This is a genomic window from Streptomyces lothianensis, assembly GCF_047779955.1.
GTDB lineage: Bacteria > Actinomycetota > Actinomycetes > Streptomycetales > Streptomycetaceae > Streptomyces.
Genome location: NZ_JBLMKT010000029.1, coordinates 305,129 through 326,838, shown reverse-complemented (window position 1 = coordinate 326,838; position 21,710 = coordinate 305,129). Strand labels below are relative to the sequence as shown.

The window sequence follows — 21,710 nt, the reverse complement described above, 5'->3', positions numbered from 1 at the left end:
TGGTGACCGTGAGGCGGTGGCTACGCCTCGGGCCCGTCGTGGGCCGCGCGGTGCGACTTCGCCAGCTCCGTGTACATCGCCGCGTTCAGCCTGATGCCCTCGCGCTCCTCCTCCGTCAGCGGGCGCCGCACCTTCGCCGGTACGCCCGCGACCAGGGAACCGGGCGGCACCTGCATGCCCTGCGGCACCAGGGCCTGCGCGGCGACGAGGGAACCGGCGCCGATGACCGCGCCGTTGAGGACCGTGGCACCCATGCCGATGAGGCAGTCGTCCTCGACGGTGCAGCCGTGCACGGTCGCGTTGTGGCCGACGGAGACCCGGTCGCCGATCGTGACGGGGAAACCGGGGTCGACATGGACCGTGCAGTTGTCCTGGATGTTGCTGTCCGCGCCGAGCACGATCGGACCGCAGTCGGCGCGCAGCACCGCGTGGTACCACAGGCTCGCACCCGCCTTCAGCTCCACCTCGCCCATCACGACCGAGGTCGGTGCGGTGAACGCCTCCGGGTGCACCTCGGGATCCTTGCCGCCGACCCCTGCGATCAACGCCCGCTCTGCCATCGCCGTACTCCTCGTAGGTCATCGGCCGTCATCGGCCGGTTGTGCTGTGTTGTGCTGTGCGCCCGGTGGAACGGTAGGCGACGCGGCCGCCGGCGCCCGCGGGTGGGGTGAAGATCACAGCCCGTGTCCGGCGCCGCCGCACGCGGGCATGAGTACGGTGTCCGGGTGCCGAACAGGAACACGTTCTCATCGCTGGCCGCGGCCCGGCGCCGCCTCGTCACGCGCGCCGTGCACGCCGGCTGGCGCTGGGTGCAGCGCTCCGGAGCCGTCACGGCCGAGCGCCCCGGAAGGCTGCACTTCCGCCGGATCGGGCCGGGCACCAAGCTGGCCTTCCCACAGGGCACCGTGTTCGGCGAGCCCTGGATCGAGCTCGGCGACCACTGCATCGTCGCCGAACAGGTCACCCTGACCGCCGGCATGATGCCGGACCTCGACCTCGGCCCCGAGCCGATCCTGCGCATCGGCGACGGCGTCGTCCTCGGGCGCGGCAGCCATGTCATCGCCGATACGGACATCACCATCGGCGCCGACTGCTACTTCGGTCCCTACGTCTACGTCACCTCCACCAACCACAGCTACGACGATCCGCACGAGCCCGTCGGCAAGCAGTGGCCGCGCATGGAGTCCGTGGAGATCGGCCCCGGCTGCTGGATCGGCACGGGCGCGGTGATCCTGCCGGGCGCCCGGATCGGCCGCAATGTCGTGGTGGCCGCCGGTGCGGTCGTACGCGGCAAGGTGCCGGACCACGCGGTGGTGGCGGGTGCCCCGGCCAAGGTCGTACGCCGCTGGGAGCCGGAGACCGGCTGGCAGCCGCCGCTGCGGACCCCGCCGCCCGTGCCGATACCGGCGGGCATGACCTCCGAGCAACTGCTCGCGCTCGCCGAACTGCCGGACGAGGAGCACGGGGCACAGGTGCGCTGAGCTGCCGCCGCGCCCGCGGTCCCGCTGACCGCCCTGCTCGAACACGAACAGGGCGGTCAGCGGTGCGGATCGTGCCCGAGGAGCAGGTCGTCCGCCTGAGCTCGACCGTGGCGGGCGGCCACTCCCCTGGAGACGACCATGGCCGTCCAGATCCCGCAAGCGCGCTGACCGGCATCCGGACCACTGCTAACGTGCCGTCATGCGCGCTCCCCTCGGCGATTTCGCCGACGCCCGCCCCGCCCCCGACTGCCTCGACCTCCTGACCGGCCCGGTCGCCGAAGCCGTACGCCGCTGGCGCGGCACCGTGCCCGCGGCCGAGTTCGTCTACGTGGACACCGACCCGGACATCGCCGACACGGCCGTGTTCGTGGAGCACCACGGGACTGAGCTGATCGAGCAGTCCGCGAACTGCGTGGTGGTCGCGGGCAAGCGCGGTGGCGAGACGTCACTGGCCGCGTGCGTGGTGCTCTCGCGGACGCGGGTCGACGTCAACGGTGTGGTGCGCCGCCAACTCGGCGCCCGCAAGGCCTCCTTCGCGCCGATGGACCTGGCCACGGGCGAGACGGGCATGGAGTACGGCGGCATCACGCCGATCGGACTGCCCGCGGACTGGCCCCTGTTGGTCGACTCGGCCGTCGTCGACACGCCGCATGTCCTGATCGGCAGCGGCCGCCGGCGCGGCAAGCTGATCGTCCCGGGGAAAGCCTTCGCCGAACTGCCGGGTGCGGTGGTGCTCGACGGTCTCGGAACCGCCTGAGCCGTTCCGGGACTGCCCGGCTTTCGGCGGTACGCGGCCGGGCGGGGCGCCGGTGGCACGTGACCGTCGGCGGCGTACACACTCCACCGCGAGCGAGACCGCGGTGACCAGGGCGAAGGACGCGGCGAGGCCGTGGAGCGGACGGTCGGCGAAGGCCGCGCCGCCCAGGGCGCCCGCGCCGACCGCGAAGACGGCCCACACCGTGGTGCCGAGCGCGTCGTAGCGGGCGAAGCGCCGCACGGGATAGCGCAGGGCGCCGGTGGTGAGTCCGACCGCGACCCGGCCGCCGGGCGCGTACCGCCCCGCGATGATCAGCAGCGGGCCGTGCCGGGCCAGGGCGGTCCTGGCCCACGCGTAGCGGCGGCGACCGCGCTCGCCGCGCAGCAGCCGGGCGACCAGCCGCGGACCCGCGCGACGTCCGAGGGCGTGCCCGGCCAGATCGCCGGCGAGCGCGCCGGTCGCGGCGAGCAAGGTCAGCAGGGCGAGCCGGTCCGGGACCGGGCCGATGAGGACGGCGGCTGTGACGACGGTGGTCTCGCTCGGCATGAACGGCAGCAGGGCGTCGAGGGCGGCGGTCAGGAAGACGGCGAGCCAGATCCAGGGGGAATCGAGCAGCTCTCGCAGGGTCTGGACATAGCCGTCAAGCATGGACGGACGGGTGCGGCGGACCGGCGGTGGCGGCCGCGGGCGGGGCGGTGGCAGGCGCGGGCGGGGCAGTGGCAGCTGCGGGAGGGGGAGCGGCGTCCGGCGGCGCGAACCCGGCGTCCGGCGGCGCGAACCCGGCGTCCGGCGGCGCGAGCCTGGCGCCTGGCGCCGCGAACCTACCGTCCGGTGCCGCGCGTGGCCTTCTGCGCGCCGGCCTTCCGTGCGGGGGCCTTCCGTGTGCCGCGACCCCCTCGGTGAGCACCGCCTCCTGCGCTGCCCGCGCCAGCCCGCGCCGGTCCCGGCCGAGCCCCGGCAGCAGGAACGCGTGTGGTTCGACGCTCACGGACAGGCCGTCGGCCCGTGCCACCCGCCCGAGGGACGGCAGGAAGCCGTCCTCGCCGACGAAGGCGGCCACCGTCGTGGGGACGCCGTGCTGCCGGTAGGCGAGGGTCACCGGGCGGACCGGGGCTCCGGCGTCGACGGCGGCCTGGAACATGGCCCGCCGGAACGTGCCCCCGTGCTCGGTGCACCACGTCGTGGCCTGCGGGAAGACCGCCACCGAACGGCCCGCACACAGCAGTTGCCGGACCGCCGCAACCTGCTCGGGCAGCCGCCGGAAGCCGTCCCGGTCGATGAAACAGGTCCCCGCCCTGCGGGCGAGCCCGCCGACCAGGGGCCAGCCGCCGACCTCGCGCTTGGCGATCAGCGTGACCGGCTCGCGGGCGAGCAGCGCGATGACATCGAGCCAGGAGATGTGGTTGGCGACGATCAGCGTGCCGACGGGCCCCGGGGCACTCAGCGCGGCGCCTTCCCCGCTCGGGCGCCAGGCCCCGGCCGCACCCGGCCCACCGTGTCCGTCGAGTTGCCGGACCTCCAGCGCGGCCAGCAGGTGTTGGGCCCGCAGCCGCACCGCCTCTGGGTCCGTGAGCGTGCGCTGACGGGTGGCCGTGCCCGCCACTACCGCGGCGAAGTCCGTGATGCGGCGCAGCGCCGTACGGGCGGACACCGGGCGGGCCCGGTCGCGCACACAGGAGGAGGTGCACGGCGAGTGCACCGCCCAGACCGGGTTCACCGGTCCTCGCCCAGGAAGTAACGCCGGTAGCGCTCCGGGACATTGGCCATCGGGAGCAGCACATAGAAGTCGGCGACGCCGAACTCCGGGTCGTACGCGGGCGCCCCGCACACCCAGGCGCCCAGCCGCAGATAGCCGCGCAGCAGCGGCGGCAGATCGGCGTACGAGGGCGCGGCGTCGAGCGGTCCGGCGGGCTGCCACGGCCGGTGCGGATGCACGCGCAGTTCGGCGGGCGGGGTGTGCTTGGCGTTGCCGAGCAGCCAGGCACTCGCCGCCGCGCGGCCGCCGTCGTCGAGCGGGACGGAGGCACAGCCCGCGAGGTAGGCGTGCCCGGAGAGCAGGACATACCGGGCGAGCGCCGACCACAGCAGGTTGATCACCGCGCCGGTGCGGTGATCGGGGTGGACGCAGGAGCGGCCCGCCTCGACGAGCTGTGAACGGATCGGGTCGAGCCCGGACAGTTCGAACTCGCTCTCCGCGTACAGCTTTCCGCCGCGGCCCGGCGGTATCAGCCGGTACGTGCCGACCACCTCGCCGCTGTTCGTCTCGGTGACGACGAGATGGTCGGCGACGGCGTCGAACGGGTCGATGTCCAGGCCCGGCCGGGGTGAGTGCAGCCGGGCTCCGAGCTCGCCGCCGAAGACCTCGTGACGCAACTGCTGTGCGGCACGCACCTGTTCGGCGGTGTCCGCGATCGCGACCGCGTAGGCGGCCGAGGCGGCGGTTACAGTGGACGGTGCAGGACTGGGCATGCTGAAACCTGCTCTCCATACGCTGGGGACGTCCGCGCGCATCGAGTCGCATCGCCCGCGCGGACCGCTCATGTCATGCACGGGCCGTCGAGTTCCCGCTCGGCGGCCCGGTCCGTTCCACGGTGCAGCCGGGCGGTGAACGCGTCAAAGATTTCCGGCACTTGTCAGGGGAGAATGAGGGAAAGTCAGGGTCGCGTGGGGGACGCCCCCGGGCTCCCGCGGGCCGCGCCTGCGGGAGCGGCCGGTGACCTCGCGGGAGGGGCCGGTGACTTCGCGGGAGGGGCCGGTGACTTCGCGGGAGCGGCTGTCACTCGACAGATGACTCGAGGATCGTGCACACGCCGGCCTCGGCGCACTCGGCCGGGTCGGTACCGGCCGCGCGGGCGGCCAGGGCCCGCAGCGTGGAACGGGTCCTGCGCAGTTCCCGCAGCCGCTCGTCGATTTCCGCGAGATGTCCGTCGATCAGCCGGGTGACCTGCGCGCACGGCACCTGCCCGCGGTCGCGCAACAGCAGGATCGAACGGATCTCGGCGAGGGGGCGACGCGGCGCTCGCGGGCCGCACGGTCCGGCTGGAGACGGTGGAGGTACACGACGAACAGGAGGCGGCCCGGCTCGGCATGACCGGCTCGCCGACGCTGCTCCTCGACGGCCGCGATCCGTTCGCAGGGGACGGGGCCCGGCCCGGCGTGTGCTGCCGCCTGTACCCGGGCCCGGACGGCGTGGTCGAGGGCGCGCCCACGGTGGAGTCCCTGCGGGCCGTGCTCGCGGAAGCGGGATCGTAGGCCTGCTGCAGCAGCGGCATCGCGGCCGCGGCGCTCGCGGGGCAGGGACGCCCGCGGACCGGGGCGCCGCGATCCGCAGGCGCCTGCCGGCCTCGGACGTGCCTTCCCGGATCACAGCACGGCGATGCCCAACGGGCGCTCGCCGGCCGGCAGCCGGTGTGTCCTGCCGCTGTCGAGGTCCACGACCGTGATGCCGTTCCAGTAGCCGGCGCGGGTGAAGCCGCCGGTCACGTATGCGGTGTCGCCGTCGGCCGAGACCGCCACGTCCTCGTGTGGCCCTTCCAGCGGGATCACCTTCTCCTTGCCGTCCGGGGCACGGACCGTGAGCGAGGGTCCCTCGTCGACGCCGGGGTCGATGGGCCCGGTGCCGACCGCGAGGAGCGTGCCGTCCTCGGTGCTCTGCGCGCCGTGCTGGTGGGTGTTCGCCGTCATCTCCTCGAGGGCCGACTTCCCGGTCCGGGGGTCGAGGACCACGAGCCGCTCGCCCTCGAACGGGAGCAGCAGCTTCCCGTCGGACGGGCGGACCGCCGCGTAGTGCGGCTTGAGCCAGGAGCCGAGTCCGCCCTCGGTGCCGTACGGGGCCACCTCGATGCGCCGGGTGTCCATCGAGCCGGGCTCGACGACGGTGACGTCGAAGGAGTCGTGGTTCGTCGCGTACACCTCGGAACCGTCCGGCGAGACATCCACGTCGAAGGGCCGCCGGCCCACGTCCGCGGTGCCCGTCACCTTCAGGCTGCCGGTGTCGATCGCCTCGACGGTGCCGTTCCCGCCGGGCACGTTGACGCCCACGTAGACCTGCTTGCCGTCCGGGGCGAGCGCGATGCCCATGCCGCCGCCGCGGTACTCGCCGTCGGTGACCGGGCCGAGGTCCTCCGTCTCGTACGCGATGAGCGCGAGGCGCTCGCGTTCGAGGGTGTCGACCACCGCGACACCCTCCGCCGTGGCCACCCAGGCGCGGCCGTCCTCACCGACCGTCAGACCGTACGGGGCCCTGCCGACCTCCACGGAGGCGATGGGGCCCTCGTCGGGATCGACGAACGTGACCGTGTCGCCGTCGAAGTCCGCGACGAGCAGCGTCCCCTCGGGAGTCCTGGCCGGGGAGCCGTCCGCCCCCGGTTCGAGGCTCGCCTTGGCAGACGGGGCGGGCGAGGGCGAGGACGTGCCGACGTGCGACTCGCTCCGTGAGCAGCTCGTCAGGAGCGCGGCGATGCCGAGTGCGACCGCCGTCGAGGACAGCAGCCGGGGCCCGCGGCCCCGCGCGCGCAGGGTGCGAGGGTTCATCGCACGGCCCTCAGCAGACTAGCGATCTCCTCGAAGCCGCGGCTCTCGGCGTGCGCGAGCGCGGTGACGCCGTCGCCGTCCGCGAGTTTCGGATCGGCGCCCGCGGTGATCAGGAGCTCCACGATCTCCTGGTGCGCACGGCCGCCGTCGCCGAGGATGACCGCTTCGAGGAGCGCCGTCCAGCCGAGCCGGTTCACATGGTCCACGTCGATATCGGTCTCGCGGAGGACCGCACGGACATAGTCGACATGGCCGCGCTCGGCCGCCGGGATCACGCAGATGCCGCCGAAGCGGTTGGTCAGCTTCAGATCAGGACCCGCGGGCAGCAGCACACGCATCATCCGGACGCTGCCGGTGACGCCGGTGACCAGCCAGGGGCTGTCGGAGCGGTCGTCCTGGGCGTTCGGATCGGCACCGGCGGCGACCAGTGCCTCGGCGGCCGCCACACAGTCGTCCGCCGCGGCGATCAGGAGCGGGGTACGACGGTGTTCGTCGCGGTGTTCGACATCGGCCCCGTCGGCGAGCGCCGCGCGTACGGCGGCGGCGTCGTCCGAGAGGACCGCGGTCAGCAGGTCCCGGTCTGTGGTGGACATGTGCTGCTCCTCGGGTGGGGAAAGGGGCCGACGTCGGGTGGGGGGGAGGGGCCGACGGCGTACGCCGGGGCGGGGATTGGCGTACGCCGTCGGTGGTGCGCTACTCGCTCAGGGCGGCGATACCGGCCTGGGCGATCTCCTCGTCGATGGCGCCGGACGGGGCACCCGTGACACCGATACCCGCGACGGGGGCGCCGTCCACGGTGGCGGGGGCGCCGCCGGCGAGGAACAGGGTGCCCGGGATGTCCTTCAGATCGGGCGCGTTCTCCAGGCGCTTGACCAGCTCGGAGGTCGGGGCGTTCCAGGAGACGGCGGTGAACGCCTTCTTCACGGCCGACTCGTAGGACTGCGGGCCCGCACCGTCGCCACGCAGGGTGAGGACGGTGTTGCCGTCGCGGTCGACGATCGCGACGGTGACGCGCTGGTTCTGCTTCGCGGCCTCTTCGAGTGCGGCCTCGGCGGCCTCCTGGGCGGCCTCGATCATCAGGTGGTCCGACTGCATGACATTGCCCTCGGCGGCCGCCGCGACGACGGCCGGCGCCTCGTCGGTGGAGGCCCCCGCGGAGTAGACACCGATGCCACCGGCGGCGATGGCGACGGCCAGAGCGCCTCCGGTCATCACGCGTGTACGCCGGAAAGCCTGCTTGACGTGCTTCATCGAGCCGATCTCCTGAGTCCGTAGGTCACCGGGGGCACAGACCCCGTCGGCCGCCCCCTTGCACCGTCCATCCTGGCGCTGCGGACCCCTTCCCGGCCTCGGCGTACCGGCCCTCAGTCCCGCACAGGACGGTTGACTAGGGGGTCGGCCGATCGGTGGATGCGCGGCCCGGAACCACGTGCAGGCGGCCCCGCCAGGCGGGGCATCCCCATGATCACGGGCCCCGCTCGCGCGTTCACCCGTTCACCCGCTCGCCCGCCCGTTCCCTGAGCCGCTCCATCGCCCGGGACAGCTCGGCCGCCGTGCCGAACGGGACGACTGCGGGGGCCCGCCGCGGTACCCGCATCCGTACACCCCCGGTCAACGCGACCCGGGTGGCGCCGCCCGGTGCCGGGGCCGCCGCCATACCGACGATCAGGAACCTGCTCTGCAGCCAGCACCAGCCGGGCCGCAGATAGCCGCGCAGATGCGCGCGGAAGCCGTACCTGCTGCGGGCCAGCGCCTCGACGCGCCCGTCCGCGCTCCACAGCACCCGCACCTCGCGCATGTCCGGCTGGAACCGCCCGAACTCGCCCTCCAGATCGGCCATCACCGCCCACACCTCGCCGTACGGAAGCGGCAGCACGTCCTCGACGACCCGGGCGCCGCGTATTCCGGCCGCCATGATGTGCAGCCTCCGCACCGGATCGATCCCGTGGTCCGCCGGCCCGCAGTCCGTCATTTCCTGCTCCGTCATGACGACCATGCCTTCCTGAAACTCGACCGGGCCCGGTGCAGCCGGGACTTGGCGGTGCCGGGCGGCACGCCGAGCAGCGCGGCCGCCGTCTCCTCGTCGAGGCCCTCCATGTCCCGCAGCACCAGGACCGCGCGGTGCGCGGGGGAGAGGCGGGCCAGCACGTCGTCGATGTCCGCGGCGAGCTGGGGATCGCCCGGCGCGGGAACATCTGCGAGCCGGTCGGGCCGCTGCCGTGCGGAGCGCCGGGCGATCCGCACGGCCTCACGTACGGCGATGGCCCGCACCCAGCCGTACAGCGCCTGCGGATCCTTCAGGGAGCGCAGGGCGCGGAAGACGGCGAGCAGGGTCTCCTGGGTGGCGTCCGGTCCTTCGGCCAGGGCGATGGGGGTGCAGATGCGTGCGACGTACGGGGTCAGATGGTCCAGGAGCTGATGCAGGGCGAGCGAGTCCCCGTCCCGTGCCGCACGCGCAAGGGCCACGCCCCGGTCCCTGCGCTCAGTGCTCACGGGGGAACTCTTCCACCCAGGTGGGGGATTGGGCACGCCCTCGGCCGATGGCAGCCGTCGTGGGGGCCACGCGGGTGGCCACCAGCCATCCGAACACCAGACAGACCGGCGTGTACAGCAGCAGATTGAGCCAGTGGAAGGCCGGCCCGGCATCGTCAAGGAAGCCGACCGCCCAGGCCACGCCCGCCAGCGCCCGTACGCTAAGGCCCGCCGCCACGCCGTACGACACCAGACCGGCGAGCCGCCCGCCCCTGCCGTACCCGCGCGCGAGCACGGCGGCCGCGGCGGTGAACAGCATCAGCGCGAGCGGCAGCACCACCGGTGGCGCGAAGGACACCTCGGCACCGACGACGGCGCGCGACAGCGCCCGCTCGTCGTTCGCGGGCCAGGTCACCCCGGTCGCCCAGTACAGATGCGCGAGCCCGTCCAGCGCCAGCAGGCAGGCGACGGCCCGCGCCGCCCGCCGCCGCGCATCGAGATCCACCACAAGATCCCCCTCGGTGTGGAAGAACAACTCCGACACCCCGAGGAGGAGCACCCGCACGGAAACGTTCCCTGTGCGGCAGGTCACATAGGCGAACCAGGGGTGTCCGGCGGCATGATCCGCCGGACCCCCCTAGGCGACTTCCTCGTCGGACTCCATGGTCATCCGGGCCACGTGCAGGGCCAGATAGGAGACCTCGTCCTCGCTCAGCGGCTGGCCCAGGCGCAGCTCGACGATCGTCGCCAGGCGCTGCGCGGTGGCCGTCGCCTCCGGATAGTGCTGGCGGATGCCCTTGCCGATGGTGGACTCGTGGCCCTTCAGCTGCCGGTGCTGCTGGATGCGTACGAAGAGGTAGCGCACATGGGTGATGAACCGGGCCGCGCTCACCGAGTCCTGCGGGACGGCCAGGGAGTACTGCTCCGAGACGACCGCCAGCATCTGCTGGATGACCCCGGTCATCGTGTACGTGAAGGACAGGTCACCCGAGGCGAAGCCCGCGTTGACCAGGTGAAGCGCGAGCGCGGTCGCCTCGGAGGGATCGAGCTGACCGTCCACGCGCTTGTTGATCGCGGCGAGGAGCTGCTGCGCCTGCGCGTACTCCGCCGCGTACAGCGCCTGCGCCTCGGCCTGCAGCGGGTACTCGACGACCAGGCCGCGCGCGGCCCGGTCCAGCGCCCCGGCGACATGGTCGGCGACCGCGATGGCGAGCGTGGGCCGGGTGGACTCGCGACCCTCGATGCCCACCTCGTCGAGCGCGATGACGACGGCCCGCAGCACGTCCTCGCCGATCAGGGAGAACGCCTCGGCCAGATGATCGGGATCGCGCCCGTCGGCCGGTACGAAGACGCGCACGATCAGCTCGGGGTCGATGGGCTTGCCCTGCCGGGAGACGAAGCCGATTCCGCGCCCGGTGAGGATGACCTCCTGGCCCTTCTCGTCGCGCGCGAGGACCACGTTGTTGTTCAGGACGCGCAGTGCCTCCACCGGCGCTCCTCCTTCCCGTGCGTGGTCCGTACCCCACCGATGATCCCGCATCGCCGGACCCGCATGCCGTCTCCACCGCCTCGCCGAGGCGGGGCGCGCCACCGCGGAGGTGATGCGCGCCCCGTATCCAGGGCTGATCGTCACCCTCGTGTGGCGATCGTCACCTTCGTACGCTCACCACCGGGGCACCGGCTTCGACGGCCTGCCCCGTGTGCGGCTCCACCGAGGCGAGCTCGGTGGTGTTGGTGACGGTCATCAGCGTCACCGGCGAGTACCCGGCGGTGCGTACGGCGTCGAGGTCGGTCACGACGAGCAGGTCTCCGGCGGAGACCCGCTGCCCCGAGGCCACCCGTACGTCGAAGCCCTCGCCCTTCATCTGCACCGTGTCGACGCCGACGTGCACGAGCACCTCGATGCCGTCCGCGGTACGGATGCCGAAGGCGTGGCCGGTGTCGACGACGGTGACGAGTTCGCCGTCGACCGGGGCGAGGATCCGCCCGTCGGCCGGGTCGATGCCGACGCCCTCGCCGAGTGCGCGGGAGGCGAATACCGGGTCGCCGACCTCGTCGAGGGAGACGACATGGCCCGCGACCGGGGCGGCGAGCTCGACGGTCGCGGCGGAGGCGGTGCGGCTCGCGGACGGAGCGGCGGCCACGGAAGCAGCGGCCGTCGTGGAACCATCGGAGGTCACGGAAGCCCCGGACGCCACGGAAGCCCCGGCCGCTTCACCTGCGCCCGCCCCGACCCCGGCGCCCACGAGCTCGCGCTCCCCGGCCGGCGCCTGCGCGCCGGCCGGCCCCTCGCCCTGCGCCTCGGCGCGCACCGCGGCCGGTGCACCCTCGCCGTCGGCCGCGCCCGCGGCCTCGGCCGCCTCGGCCGCCTCGGCCGCATCGCGCTGGGCGTTGAATTCGGCGCGCTCCTCGGTGGTGCGGAAGTCGGAGAAGTACACGAGCGCCATCGCCGTGAAGAAGGCGGCCGTGATCGCGATGGTGTAGACGAGCATCGGGTCGAAGACGGGGATGGTGAGCAGCGAGGTGAACGCGAAGGCCTCGGTGTCCACACCGCCGAGCACGCCCACGATCACACCGCCGACGAGGCAGCCGACGAGCATGCGCGGGTAGATCCGCTTGAAGCGCAGGTGGATGCCGTACAGCGAGGGCTCGGAGATGCCGCCGAACAGCCCCGCCGCAAGGGCGCCGGTCGCGGTCTGGCGCATCTCCTTCTCGCGGTGGCGCAGCGAGAGCAGCAGCACACCGGCGGTCGCGCCGAAGCAGGCGAAGTTCCACGCACCCATGGGGCCCTGGATGAAGTCGTAGCCGATGGTGTTGATGTTCTGCAGCATCAGCGCGTTCAGCGGCCAGTGCAGGCCGAGCGGCACCAGGAAGGGGTAGAGCAGCGGGATGAGGATCGCGAAGACGATCGGGGCGTTGCTGTTCAGCCAGGACAGACCCTCGCCGAGGCCGTTGCCCGCCCAGATGCCCAGCGGGCCGATGAGGAAGGCGGTCACCGGGATCATCACGAGCATGCTGAAGAACGGCACGAACACCATGTGCACGCTCTCCGGGAAGATCTTCTGCAGTCCCTTGTAGACCAGGGCGAGCAGGGCGACCATCAGGAGCGGCACGAAGACCTGGCCGCCGTAGTCGTTCAGCTGCATCGGCATACCGAAGACGTCCGCCACGGACTGCGTGGTGTTCAGCGTCTCGTTGGTCGTCGTGGTGACGCCGGGGATGTCGGAGTTCAGCATCCCCGTGAAGTTCGGGGTCATCACCGCGGCCATGACCGCCGCGCCGACCCACGGGTCGACCCTCAGCTTCCTGGCCGCGTTGTACGCGACGAAGATCGGCAGGAAGTACAGCACCGAACGCCACATGGCATCGACGAACACCCAGGTCGCGGACTTGTCCTCGGCGCGGAAGTCCACGAAGCCGAGCGCGTCGAGCACCGAGGCGATCGCGATGATCAGCGAGGAGCCGAGCAGCACACCCATCAGCGGGCGGAACGAGTCCGAGAGGTACTCGAAGAAGTTGTCGACCCACGAGAAGCGGCCTCGGCCCTTGGCGCGGATCTCGGCCTTGACCTCGGCGTCCGTCTGCGGCCGCGGTGTGCCGCCGGCCGTCATGGACGGCAGGTTCATGATCGCGGAGTGGACGCGGGCGACGGCGCCGCCGATCACGATCTGGAAGCGGTCGCCGGACTGGGGGACCGTGCCCATGACGCCGTCGAGGGCGTCCAGAGCGCTCTGGTCGACCTTCGATCCGTCGTGGAGCTGAAAGCGCAGCCGCGTCGCGCAGTGCGTGAGGCTCTCGATGTTCCCGGGCCCTCCGACGCCGCGGAGGATCTCCTCCGCCAGCACGTCGGTGCCCGACGCGGGTGTACTCATGATGCTTCCTCGCATCCTCTGGTGCTGCTGTCCTACAGGGGTCCGCGACCGTCCCCGCCCGCATCAGGGCAACAAAAAAGGCCTGGGAAACGCCGCGCATACGGCGTTTCCCAGGCCTTGCCTCCCTCCGGACGACGGTGACGTCGTCAAGGGAGTAACAACCCTGTGATCGGGATCGATCGGGCGTCACTGTAGGCACGGGTTAAGCACGGGGTCAAGAGGGGGGCGAGGGGGTACGAGTCAAGAGGGTGAGGGGGTACGAGTCAAGAGGGTGAGGGGGTACGGGGCCGGGACGGGGACGCGGGAGTCCGCCGCCCGTCGAGGCCGCGCAGCACATCCGGTGCCGCCGCAGCTCATCCGATGTCGAACAGGTTCGGCAGGCCGATCCGGTAGCGCCACCGGTCGTGCCGCTTGAGGGCCTCCAGCTCACGAGGGCGGAACAGCGGCTTCACCGCGCACCGCTCCGCGCCCGAGCCCACACGGTCGAGCAGGGCGTTGACGGCCTGCCGCGCCGCCGCGTTGGCGCCCTCCATGGTGGCGAGGTCGATGTCGACGGCCACGTAGTCGCCGGCCAGGAACAGATTCGGCACCTTTGTCGCGGCGGACGGCCGGTTGTGCAGGGTCCCCACGGGGTGGATGAGCAGCTCGTCCTCGTTGACCGGGTGCGGGGTGCCGAGCCCGGACACCCCCGGGTCGAGGAACCAGGAATGCAGTGCGCCGTCCCGTAGAACCGTCCTGCCCGTGTCGTTGAGCGCTGCCTTCAGCTGGGCCCACACCTCGCGGGCCACTTCCTCGCGCGTGCACTGCTTGGCGGTTTTGCCGTAGAGGATGCCTTCCTTGTCCCACTCGGAGATGTCCACCGACAGGCAGTCGGCGACCGTCCCGTCGCCGTAGTCGGCCGGGAAGTCCCGGTCCGGCCAGTGCTGTGCCTGGGCGATGGCGGTCAGCGACCAGGGGGAGTCGATGAGGTTGAGGTGGCCGTGCAGGATCGGGGTCGGCTCGGTCAGATAGAACTGAATGCCCGTCATCCAGTCGGTCTGCAGCAGCTCGCAGCGCGCAAGCTGCGGGTCGGCGGCCTTGAGTGCGGCGCCCCAGGTGCGTATGGCGTGCTCCACGGGCAGCGCGCAGATGTAGTGGTCCGCGGTGATCCGCCGCACTGTTCCGTCGGGGTCCTCGACCACGGCGGCGTCGATGGCGTCCGAGCCACCCGTGTACGCCAGCTCGCGCAGCGTCCAGCCGATCCTGAACTCCACACCCAGGCTGCGCAGATGGGCCTCCCACGGATCGATCCACGCCTCGTTGGTGGGGGCGTCGAGGATACGGTCGGGCGGACCGTCGGCGCCCCGGCCCAGCGCGTTGAACACGAAGGCCTCGCCGAGCGTGGCCACGGTGCGGGTGGAGGCCTCCTCGGCCTTGGTGGCGACGATGTTGCGGGTGACGCCGACCGCCAGGATCCTCCGGTAGTCCTCGGACATCTGCTCGGCACGCACGAAATCCCACCAGGTCGTGCGCTCCTACGTGTCGTCACGGCGCTCGTCGCAACTCGTCAGGAAGACGGTTGCGCGGTTCACGAAGTACGCGGCCTCGTGCGGCGGCAGCCCGGACATGGTCTCCAGGGCGGCGGTCAGGGCGCGGCGGATCTCGTCGAGGCTCAGCTCGGCGGGCTTGTGCCCCGGCCATGGGATGGGGAAGCGGAGGTCCTCCTTGCCCGTGCGCGCGAAGGACATCTCGCGGGGTGCGACGAGGTTGTCCCAGACTCCGTTGGTGTTTCCGGGGAACGGGATGCGGCGCATCGTATCGGGGAGGTTGTGGTAGATGCCCGGGATGAACCGGAAGCCGTGCTCGGCGGGGAGCGGTGCCCGGTTCCCCTTCGCGCTGTCCGGGACACCCATCGAGCGGGCCTTCCCGCCGAGTGCGCGGCGTTCGTAGACGGTGACGGAGAAGCCTCGTTCGGCCAGTTCATGGGCGGCGGTCAGGCCTGCCACCCCGCCACCGAGAACGGCGACGGACGGGGCGCGCCCCGTCTCACCGGCGGCCGCGTCGGCGGCCTCGGCGGTACCGGCGAGGCCCAAGGCGGTGACACCGCCCGCCGCCAGGGCCCCCGCACCTGCCACGAACTTCCTGCGCGTGCTGTCGACCGGCATGATCCTCGTCCCCCTTGTCCGCGCTACCGCGGGTAACAGTCAGGTCCGGCGGGGATCGTAAGGGTCATCTCCTGCACCCGGAAGACCACGGCCGGCACCGGTGCCCCGGCGGCGCTGCCACCTCGACTCGCGGGCTCCGAGCCGCCCGGGGCCGGTCGGGCTCACCCGCCCGCGCTCAGAACGGGCAGGTGCTGCGGTACTCCTCGATCGCGCCGCTGTTGGCGGGACCCGGGCACAGCGTGGCGGCGGCGCTCTCATCGCCGTTGAGGAAAAGCTTCAGCCAGGCGGTGCCGTACTTCGCGATGGTGCTGTTGCCGGAGGTCGGCGCCATGTGCCCGGCTCCGTTGAGCTCCAGGTAGGCCTTGTCGAGCGTGCCGGGCGTATTGCGGTAGAACGGTTCCGCGTGGGAGGCCACGGGGGCGATCCAGTCGTTCTCCGCGCCGATGACGAGCGTGGGCGTGGTGACCTCGGGCCAGCTCTTGTCCATGTTCCAGGGCGTGAGCGGGATCGCCGCCTTGAGGGACGGTCTCGTCTTCACCGCCTCCAGGCTGCCGCCACCGCCCATGGAGTGCCCGATCACTCCCAGGCGCCCGGCGTCCACCAGGTCGCGGACCGTGCTCTTCTCGGTGAGGTGGTCAAGTGCGGCGAGGAGCTGATCGCCGCGGGAGGCGGGCTGGTCGAAGATGGTGTTGGTGTCGATGCTGAACGCGACGAAGCCCTGCGAGGCGAGTTCCTTGCCGAGCCAGGCCAGATTGCCCTGATTCCCGAGGAAGCCGGGCGACATGGCGACCGCGGCGAACGGGCCGTCCCCGTCGGGGTAGTAGATGGTGCCGCCGCCGAACCCGGGGGCGGCCGAGTCCGGCACGCTCACCGACTTCACGGGGTACGTGGTGGATGCGCTCGCCGCGGACGTGGTCGCCGCGGTCGCGGCACCGGGGTTCATGGCGAGCACCCCGGCGAACGTGGCGGTCGTGGCGGCCAGGACGGCGAACCGGCGGCGGAACCGGCGAACGGGGGAGGGGCGGTGTCCCATGGTGTTTCCTCTCTGTGTCGCGTGGCAGGTCTGTCTCGCGTGGCAGAAGGGGCCCACTGCCACCTACCAGTCGGTATGGAGCGGGCTCACGCTTGCACAGCGGTGGCCAAGCCGATACATCTGCGGCGGAAAGTGTGTACACCAGACCAAGTACCGCTGTGCCGACGCACAAACAGCAGCCGACGACACCACCCGACAGCGGTCCTCCCTCGTCTGTTCGGCGGTGGCGGCGTGGGCTAGCGTTGGGCCCCCTCGCAAGGGGGGCACAGTCGATACGCGCGGGAGGCAGGGGGCAGATGGGCACGCAGGAAGACCTGTACACGGCCGCTCCCGGAGTCCTCCCCGGCGCCGTCACCCGCTACATCGGCCGGAGACGGGAGGGCGCCGAGCTGCGTGCGCTCCTGGAATCCGAGCGGCTGGTCACCCTGACCGGACCGGGCGGGGTCGGCAAGACCCGGCTCGCGCTCGCGACCGCCTCGTCCGCCGCGCGGTCCTTCGCCGACGGCAGCTGCTTCGTCGGGCTGGCCGAACTGCGGGACGCCGCCCTCCTGGTGAACATCGTCGCCGGGCGGCTCGGGCTGACGGCGAGGCAGGGGGAACCGCTCGAGCAGACCGTCCTCGGGCATCTGGGCCGACGGCACATCCTCCTGGTCCTCGACAACTGCGAGCACCTCATCGACGCCTGCGCCGACTTCGCCGCCGAGGTGCTCGCCGCGTGCCCCGGCACGACCGTGCTCGCGACCAGCCGGCAATCACTGAGAGTCGCCGGGGAGCGGGTCGTCCGTACGCCCGCGCTCGCCGTACCGGACAGCGAATCGGCCCTGACCGTCGCGCGGGCGGGCCGCTACGACGGCGTGCGCCTGTTCGTGGACCGCGCCACGGCCGTCGAGCCCTCGTTCGCCCTGACCCGGGACAACTGCGCGGCCGTGGCCGAGGTGTGCCGGCATCTGGACGGTCTGCCCCTGGCGATCGAACTCGCCTCCGCACGCATGCGGTCGCTGTCGCCGAAGCAGCTCGTCGAGCTGCTTGCCGGCGGAGTCACGGACCTGCTCGCGACGGGACCACGCTCCGGACCTCCGCGCCAGCGCACGCTCCGCTCGACCATGGAGTGGAGCCATGGGCTCTGCTCTCCCGCCGAACAGGCGCTGTGGCGACGGGCGTCGGTCTTCGCCGGCTCCTTCCCGCTCGACGCCGCCGCGCGGGTCTGCGCCGGTGAGGATCTGCCCCCGGAGTCGGTCCTCGACGCGGTCGACGGCCTCATCGACAAGTCCGTGCTGCTCCGCGAGGAACAGGGCGATGAGGTCCGCTACCGGATGCTGGAATCCCTGCGCGAGTACGGTCACGCGCAGGCGGAGGAGCGCGGGGAGCTGCGGGCCGCCGCACTCGCGCACCGCGACTGGATCGACCGGCTGACACTGCAGGCCGACGCCCAGTGGGTGAGCGCACGCCAACTCGACTGGGTCGGCCGCCTGCGCCTGGAGCAGGCGAACCTGCGTGCCGCGCTCAACTGGACGCTCACGGAGCCTGGTGAGGCCGGCGCGGCCCTCGGTATCGCCGCCCGGCTCGACGAGTACTGGAAACTCATCGGCTGCAGCCTCGAAGCCGAGACCTGGCTGGAGCGAGCACTGGACGCCGCACCGCCGGACGACCCGGACCGGCCGTTCGCGCTCGCGGTCGCCGCGCTGCACGCGCTGTGGCGCGACGACGTCGACTGCGCCGGGCAGCGCCTTGCGGCCGCGGCGCGGCTCCCGCAGGGGCCGGATGCCGAACTGCTCGCCGCACACCGCTCCTACGTCAGCAGCCTGACCTGTGTGATCGGCCCCGCCCCCGGTGCGGCCGAGCTCGCCGCGGAGGCGGCTGCCTTCTTCCGGGCCCGTGGCGACGTGCGCCGCGAACTCCATCCGCTGTTCATCCACGGCGTCACCATCGTGTACCGCAGCGGGGACATGGAAGCCGCCCGGACCTCGCTGCGCCGGATGCTGCGGCTGAGCCGGTCCTGCGGCGAGTGGTACAGCCGCGCCATGGCGCTCTTCGGGATCGCCACCGTCGAGGTCGGCTTCGGGGAGCCGGAGCAGGCCCTTGCGGCGGCGCGCGAAGGCGTGGCGATCTGCGGCCGGATGAGTTCCGTCGGCAGCATGGCCTACCACCTCGAAGCCCACGCCTGGATCGCGGACCGGACACGTCGGTTCGAGCGTGCCGCCGTCCTCTTCGGTGCCGCCGCGAGCGCCTGGGCCGAGATCGGCGCCGATCCGGAGATCGGCGTGCGCATCCCGCACGGCAAGCACACGCGCAGCACCCGGGAGGCCATCGGCCCGGCACGGTACGAGCGGCTGCACGCCACCGGCCGGGCCCTGAGCCGGGATGAGGCGGTGCGCTTCGCGCTCGAACAGGACCCCGGCGAGATACCGGCGCCCGCCGACGAGCTCGACCGACTCACCGAGCGGGAACGCGAGATCGCGGAGCTCGTCGGCCAGGGACTGACGAACCGCGATGTCGCCGCGCGCCTCGTCATCTCTCGGCGGACCGTGGACACCCACGTACAGCGGGTACTCGGAAAGCTCGGACTGCAGAACCGGACGCAGATCGCCTCGCTGGTCCACAGCCGGCAGGTGTGAGCGAAACAGGCGGGCTCCGCGTGATCGGCCGCCGGGGAAACCCGGCCGGCACAGGCCAGGACCGGCGTCGGGGACCTCAGGCCGGAAGCGGCCCGGGCCGGGCGCATCGGTGATGTTGCGTACCCCGTACGTATCCTTCATACGCAGGTGTCCGCCACGGGCGGCATCCGGCTTCCGGCGGCCGCGACCCGGTGCTTCCATGACGCCATGCCACAGACCGCTGCACTTCCGGTTTCCTCCCCGCTGCTCTCGGGATGCGCGGGTGAACTGCTCGCGAAGGCGGACGAGTTCGCCGACGAGGTCTTCACCGCGATCACCGTCAACGAGCCCGCCTACGGAGGGATGGGCCGGGCCGAACACAGGGACGTCCACGACTTCGTCGGCCGCAATGTGCACGAGCAGTTGGAGGGCATCGCCGGCGGGCGGCGCGCGGAGCACGTGAACTGCCGGGAGACCGCGCGCCGCAGGGCCGGGCAGGGCGTGCCGCTGGTGCCCGTGCTGCACGCGTACCGCATCGGGCAGCAGGCCCTGTGGCGCCGGACCCTCGATCAGGCGCAGTGCCGCGGGGCCGGTGTCGCGGAGGTTTCGGACGCCCTGCACATCCTGTGGCGCACGGCCGACGAGATGCACAGGGTGGTGAGCGAGTCGTACCGCGAGGCCCTGGGCGAGCTCACCCAGCACGACGAGCGCCGCCGCACGGTGCTCCTGGACGCCCTGCTCGACGGCCGCTTCGGGGACTGGTCCGCCCTCGGCGGCGCCGCCCGCTCCCTCGGCCTGCCCGACCCCGGACCGTACGTCTGTGTCGTGGCGGACCCGGTCGGTGCGGACGGGCTGGAACCCGCGCTGCGGCTCGCGGTGTTCGACGCGGTGTGGCGTCACCGCCCCGACGGCCTCGTCGGACTCGTGGCGGTGCCCGGAGGGGAGGGCGCCACGCGGGCCGTCGCGGCCCTGGACGCGGCGGCCCGGGGCCGGGTCGGCGTCAGCCCCTCGTACCCGGCGCTGCGCGATACCGCGGGGGCGCTGCACCTGGCCACCTTGGCGCGGGCATCACTGCCGCGTGGCGCCCGGAGGGCCGTGACCGTGGACGACGATCCCATTGCCGCACTGGCCGCCGCCAGCCCCGGCATCGCCGGCCGTGCGGTCACCGCCGTCCTCGGCCCCGTACTCGGCCACCCGCAACGCGACCTGCTCCTGGAGGCATTGCGTACGTGGCTGGAGGCCGGGGGCTCGATCGCCGAGGTGACATCGCGTCTCTACTGCCACCGCAACACCGTCCGCAACCGTCTGAACCGTGTCGCGGAACTGACCGGGAAGTCGCTGGACAACCCGGCCGACACGGCCCTGCTGTATACCGCCGTCCGTGCGCTGCACAGCAGCCGGCCCTAGCGCGGGGCGCCGAACATGACGCAGCAGCCGATTGAGTACGCCGCCGGTGCCGCCCACCGTCCCGGGTGGTCGGGCACCGCCGGCCCGCCCGCGGTGCCGGGCGGCCGCCCGACAGCGACCGCCACGATGCCCGCGGCGGAGAGCGGCCACCCCTGCGGGAACCTGCCGCCGGAGTTCGCGGCCGTCATGCGCCCCGAGCTCCCCGGCCTCGTCCAGGAGGTCAGCGCGGAGATCCGCCGCGCCATCCCGGAGTACGCGGAGCCTGCCGACGAGCCGACCGGAGCATCGGTCCGGCTCATCGTGGAACAGGCGCTCGGCACCTTCGTCGAGCGGGTCGGCGACCCGCGGTGCTCGACCGAGCGGCGGGACGAACTCTTCCGGTGCCTGGGGCGCCACGAGGCGGAGCAGGGGCGCGGCCTGGACACGATGCAGACCGCCCTGCGTATCGGAGTGCGTCTGGCGCTGCACCGCGGCCGTGGTGTCGCGCGGCGCCGCAGCATCTCCGGCAGCCTCGTGATCGCCTTCGCCGACCAGCTCTTCGCCTATATCGACGAGCTGGTGGAGATCGCCCGCGAAGGCCATCGGGCTGCCCGGGCGCAGACGCCCGGAGATCAGGAGAGCCGACGGCGTCTGCTCGCCGAAGTGATGCGGGCCGATGCCCCGAGCCCGCGCACGGTGCTCACCGAACTCGCCGAGCGGGCGCGATGGCCGATCCCCGACCAGGTCGCGCTCATCGCCTACGCCCGTGGCCGGCCTCCCGCCCGTGGCGCGGTCGAGCCCGACATGCTGGTCGACTTCGAGGACCCGCAGCCGTACGCGCTCTGCCCCGCCCCCGTCGACGCCGCCCGCCGGGCCCGCTGGCGCGCCGCCCTCGGCACCGTCCGGGCCGCGGTCGGCCCGCCCGTCGCCCTGGAGGAAGCGGCCCGGTCGCTGCGCTGGGCGCGACGCGGGCTGCGGCTCGCGGAGGCCGGGGTCATCGATGCCGGGCCGCTCATCGACTGCGAGGAACACCTGGTCACCCTGTGCCTGTTCGCCGACCCCGAACTCGCGGACACCCTCGTGCGACGCCAGCTCGCCTTCCTCGACGCCCTCACGCCGATGCAGCGCCGCAGCATGACCGAAACCCTGCGGGCCTGGCTGGACACCCGGGGCGCGACCCTCAGGATGGCCGAGCTGCTGCATCTGCATCCGCAGACCGTGCGCTACCGGGTGCGCAACCTGGAGAAGGCCTGCGGGGGCCGGCTGACCGACCCCGACCGCCGCTTCGCCATCGAACTGGCGCTCCGGGCGCTGGAGCCTCGCCTCGGGGACTTGTGAGGTTCGAAGGACGCCGACCGGCATACGCGCGGCACACACAGCGCGCCGACCGGCATACGCCCTGAGTGGTGGCTGACGGCATGGGGATCTCAAGTCTCGG

Annotated in this window: 19 protein-coding genes and 2 pseudogenes; 6 read left to right on the top strand and 15 right to left on the bottom strand. The window is 72.6% G+C overall.

All coding sequences use genetic code 11. The features are described from left to right. Positions 1-20: 20 nt before the first annotated feature. Positions 21-560, bottom strand: a complete 540-nt coding sequence (locus ACLF6P_RS10425) for a gamma carbonic anhydrase family protein (protein WP_415949681.1) — start codon at positions 558-560, stop codon at positions 21-23. Between the two features lie 165 nt (positions 561-725). On the opposite strand from ACLF6P_RS10425, the gene ACLF6P_RS10420 reads away from it, so the two are divergent. Together ACLF6P_RS10420 and ACLF6P_RS10415 are read left to right on the top strand one after the other, a co-directional pair. Beyond that, positions 726-1,481, top strand: a complete 756-nt coding sequence (locus tag ACLF6P_RS10420; RefSeq protein ID WP_415949680.1) for an acyltransferase — start codon at positions 726-728, stop codon at positions 1,479-1,481. A 199-nt stretch (positions 1,482-1,680) separates the two neighbouring features. After that, entirely contained in the window at positions 1,681-2,238 is a 558-nt protein-coding gene (locus ACLF6P_RS10415; RefSeq protein WP_415949679.1) for a YbaK/EbsC family protein, read from the top strand. Positions 2,239-2,418: 180 nt separating this feature from the next. Here ACLF6P_RS10415 and ACLF6P_RS10410 read toward each other — a convergent pair. From ACLF6P_RS10410 to ACLF6P_RS10395, 4 genes and pseudogenes are all read right to left on the bottom strand, one after another. Beyond that, positions 2,419-2,784 (bottom strand): annotated as a pseudogene (locus tag ACLF6P_RS10410) (DedA family protein); the annotation flags it as partial. Positions 2,785-2,878: 94 nt separating this feature from the next. Then, positions 2,879-3,955 (bottom strand): lysophospholipid acyltransferase family protein, encoded by a 1,077-nt coding sequence (locus ACLF6P_RS10405; RefSeq protein ID WP_415949678.1) that lies wholly within the window; start codon positions 3,953-3,955, stop codon positions 2,879-2,881. Continuing rightward, positions 3,952-4,707, bottom strand: a complete 756-nt coding sequence (locus ACLF6P_RS10400) for a GNAT family N-acetyltransferase (protein ID WP_415949677.1) — start codon at positions 4,705-4,707, stop codon at positions 3,952-3,954. Before ACLF6P_RS10400 ends, ACLF6P_RS10405 begins: the two co-directional genes overlap by 4 nt. 307 nt (positions 4,708-5,014) lie before the next feature. After that, positions 5,015-5,233 (bottom strand): MerR family DNA-binding protein, encoded by a 219-nt coding sequence (locus ACLF6P_RS10395; RefSeq protein ID WP_415949721.1) that lies wholly within the window; start codon positions 5,231-5,233, stop codon positions 5,015-5,017. Between the two features lie 53 nt (positions 5,234-5,286). On the opposite strand from ACLF6P_RS10395, the gene ACLF6P_RS10390 reads away from it, so the two are divergent. After that, positions 5,287-5,490, top strand: a complete 204-nt coding sequence (locus tag ACLF6P_RS10390) for a hypothetical protein (protein ID WP_415949724.1) — start codon at positions 5,287-5,289, stop codon at positions 5,488-5,490. A gap of 111 nt (positions 5,491-5,601) precedes the next feature. Here the strand turns inward: ACLF6P_RS10390 and ACLF6P_RS10385 are convergent, their stop codons facing one another. From ACLF6P_RS10385 to ACLF6P_RS10340, 10 genes and pseudogenes are all read right to left on the bottom strand, one after another. Then, the gene (locus ACLF6P_RS10385) at positions 5,602-6,771 is read right to left on the bottom strand and encodes a hypothetical protein (protein WP_415949676.1); all 1,170 of its coding nucleotides are present in this window, start codon (positions 6,769-6,771) and stop codon (positions 5,602-5,604) included. Beyond that, a complete protein-coding gene (locus ACLF6P_RS10380; protein WP_415949675.1) occupies positions 6,768-7,364 on the bottom strand; it encodes an ankyrin repeat domain-containing protein in 597 nt (198 codons plus the stop codon). The genes ACLF6P_RS10385 and ACLF6P_RS10380 overlap by 4 nt, the downstream gene beginning before the upstream one ends. Positions 7,365-7,464: 100 nt before the next feature. Then, positions 7,465-8,022, bottom strand: coding sequence for a GlcG/HbpS family heme-binding protein (locus ACLF6P_RS10375; protein WP_415949674.1), 558 nt, complete (start codon positions 8,020-8,022; stop codon positions 7,465-7,467). Between the two features lie 235 nt (positions 8,023-8,257). Beyond that, on the bottom strand, positions 8,258-8,758 hold the full coding sequence (locus ACLF6P_RS10370) for a hypothetical protein (RefSeq protein WP_415949673.1): 501 nt from the start codon (positions 8,756-8,758) through the stop codon (positions 8,258-8,260). Beyond that, complete coding sequence (locus ACLF6P_RS10365; protein ID WP_415949672.1) at positions 8,755-9,264, bottom strand: RNA polymerase sigma factor; 510 nt, start codon at positions 9,262-9,264, stop codon at positions 8,755-8,757. Before ACLF6P_RS10365 ends, ACLF6P_RS10370 begins: the two co-directional genes overlap by 4 nt. Beyond that, a complete protein-coding gene (locus ACLF6P_RS10360; protein ID WP_415949671.1) occupies positions 9,254-9,808 on the bottom strand; it encodes a DUF3995 domain-containing protein in 555 nt (184 codons plus the stop codon). Before ACLF6P_RS10360 ends, ACLF6P_RS10365 begins: the two co-directional genes overlap by 11 nt. A 72-nt stretch (positions 9,809-9,880) precedes the next feature. After that, complete coding sequence (locus tag ACLF6P_RS10355; RefSeq protein WP_415949670.1) at positions 9,881-10,732, bottom strand: PRD domain-containing protein; 852 nt, start codon at positions 10,730-10,732, stop codon at positions 9,881-9,883. Positions 10,733-10,892: 160 nt separating this feature from the next. Beyond that, complete coding sequence (locus ACLF6P_RS10350; protein ID WP_415949669.1) at positions 10,893-13,115, bottom strand: glucose PTS transporter subunit IIA; 2,223 nt, start codon at positions 13,113-13,115, stop codon at positions 10,893-10,895. 353 nt (positions 13,116-13,468) lie between these two features. After that, a pseudogene (locus ACLF6P_RS10345) lies at positions 13,469-15,259 on the bottom strand (hydroxysqualene dehydroxylase). Between the two features lie 175 nt (positions 15,260-15,434). Beyond that, on the bottom strand, positions 15,435-16,292 hold the full coding sequence (locus tag ACLF6P_RS10340) for an alpha/beta hydrolase family protein (protein WP_415949668.1): 858 nt from the start codon (positions 16,290-16,292) through the stop codon (positions 15,435-15,437). Positions 16,293-16,588: 296 nt separating this feature from the next. Here ACLF6P_RS10340 and ACLF6P_RS10335 point away from each other — a divergent pair, with 296 nt between their 5' ends. The 3 genes from ACLF6P_RS10335 (at position 16,589) to ACLF6P_RS10325 (ending at position 21,610) form a co-directional block, all read left to right on the top strand. After that, a complete protein-coding gene (locus ACLF6P_RS10335; RefSeq protein WP_415949667.1) occupies positions 16,589-18,907 on the top strand; it encodes an ATP-binding protein in 2,319 nt (772 codons plus the stop codon). A gap of 207 nt (positions 18,908-19,114) precedes the next feature. Then, on the top strand, positions 19,115-20,293 hold the full coding sequence (locus ACLF6P_RS10330) for a PucR family transcriptional regulator (protein WP_415949666.1): 1,179 nt from the start codon (positions 19,115-19,117) through the stop codon (positions 20,291-20,293). A 15-nt stretch (positions 20,294-20,308) separates the two neighbouring features. Continuing rightward, positions 20,309-21,610, top strand: a complete 1,302-nt coding sequence (locus ACLF6P_RS10325; RefSeq protein WP_415949665.1) for a helix-turn-helix domain-containing protein — start codon at positions 20,309-20,311, stop codon at positions 21,608-21,610. Positions 21,611-21,710: the final 100 nt, after the last annotated feature.

Excerpts from the sequence above, each read along its gene's own strand:
- ACLF6P_RS10425 (WP_415949681.1), bottom strand. The coding sequence starts at position 560 with ATGGCAGAGCGGGCGTTGATCGCAGGGGTCGGCGGCAAGGATCCCGAG.
- ACLF6P_RS10415 (WP_415949679.1), top strand. The coding sequence starts at position 1,681 with ATGCGCGCTCCCCTCGGCGATTTCGCCGACGCCCGCCCCGCCCCCGAC.
- ACLF6P_RS10400 (WP_415949677.1), bottom strand. The coding sequence starts at position 4,707 with ATGCCCAGTCCTGCACCGTCCACTGTAACCGCCGCCTCGGCCGCCTAC.
- ACLF6P_RS10385 (WP_415949676.1), bottom strand. The coding sequence starts at position 6,771 with ATGAACCCTCGCACCCTGCGCGCGCGGGGCCGCGGGCCCCGGCTGCTG.
- ACLF6P_RS10380 (WP_415949675.1), bottom strand. The coding sequence starts at position 7,364 with ATGTCCACCACAGACCGGGACCTGCTGACCGCGGTCCTCTCGGACGAC.
- ACLF6P_RS10375 (WP_415949674.1), bottom strand. The coding sequence starts at position 8,022 with ATGAAGCACGTCAAGCAGGCTTTCCGGCGTACACGCGTGATGACCGGA.
- ACLF6P_RS10370 (WP_415949673.1), bottom strand. The coding sequence starts at position 8,758 with ATGACGGAGCAGGAAATGACGGACTGCGGGCCGGCGGACCACGGGATC.
- ACLF6P_RS10350 (WP_415949669.1), bottom strand. The coding sequence starts at position 13,115 with ATGAGTACACCCGCGTCGGGCACCGACGTGCTGGCGGAGGAGATCCTC.
- ACLF6P_RS10340 (WP_415949668.1), bottom strand. The coding sequence starts at position 16,292 with ATGGGACACCGCCCCTCCCCCGTTCGCCGGTTCCGCCGCCGGTTCGCC.
- ACLF6P_RS10335 (WP_415949667.1), top strand. The coding sequence starts at position 16,589 with ATGGGCACGCAGGAAGACCTGTACACGGCCGCTCCCGGAGTCCTCCCC.
- ACLF6P_RS10330 (WP_415949666.1), top strand. The coding sequence starts at position 19,115 with ATGCCACAGACCGCTGCACTTCCGGTTTCCTCCCCGCTGCTCTCGGGA.
- ACLF6P_RS10325 (WP_415949665.1), top strand. The coding sequence starts at position 20,309 with ATGACGCAGCAGCCGATTGAGTACGCCGCCGGTGCCGCCCACCGTCCC.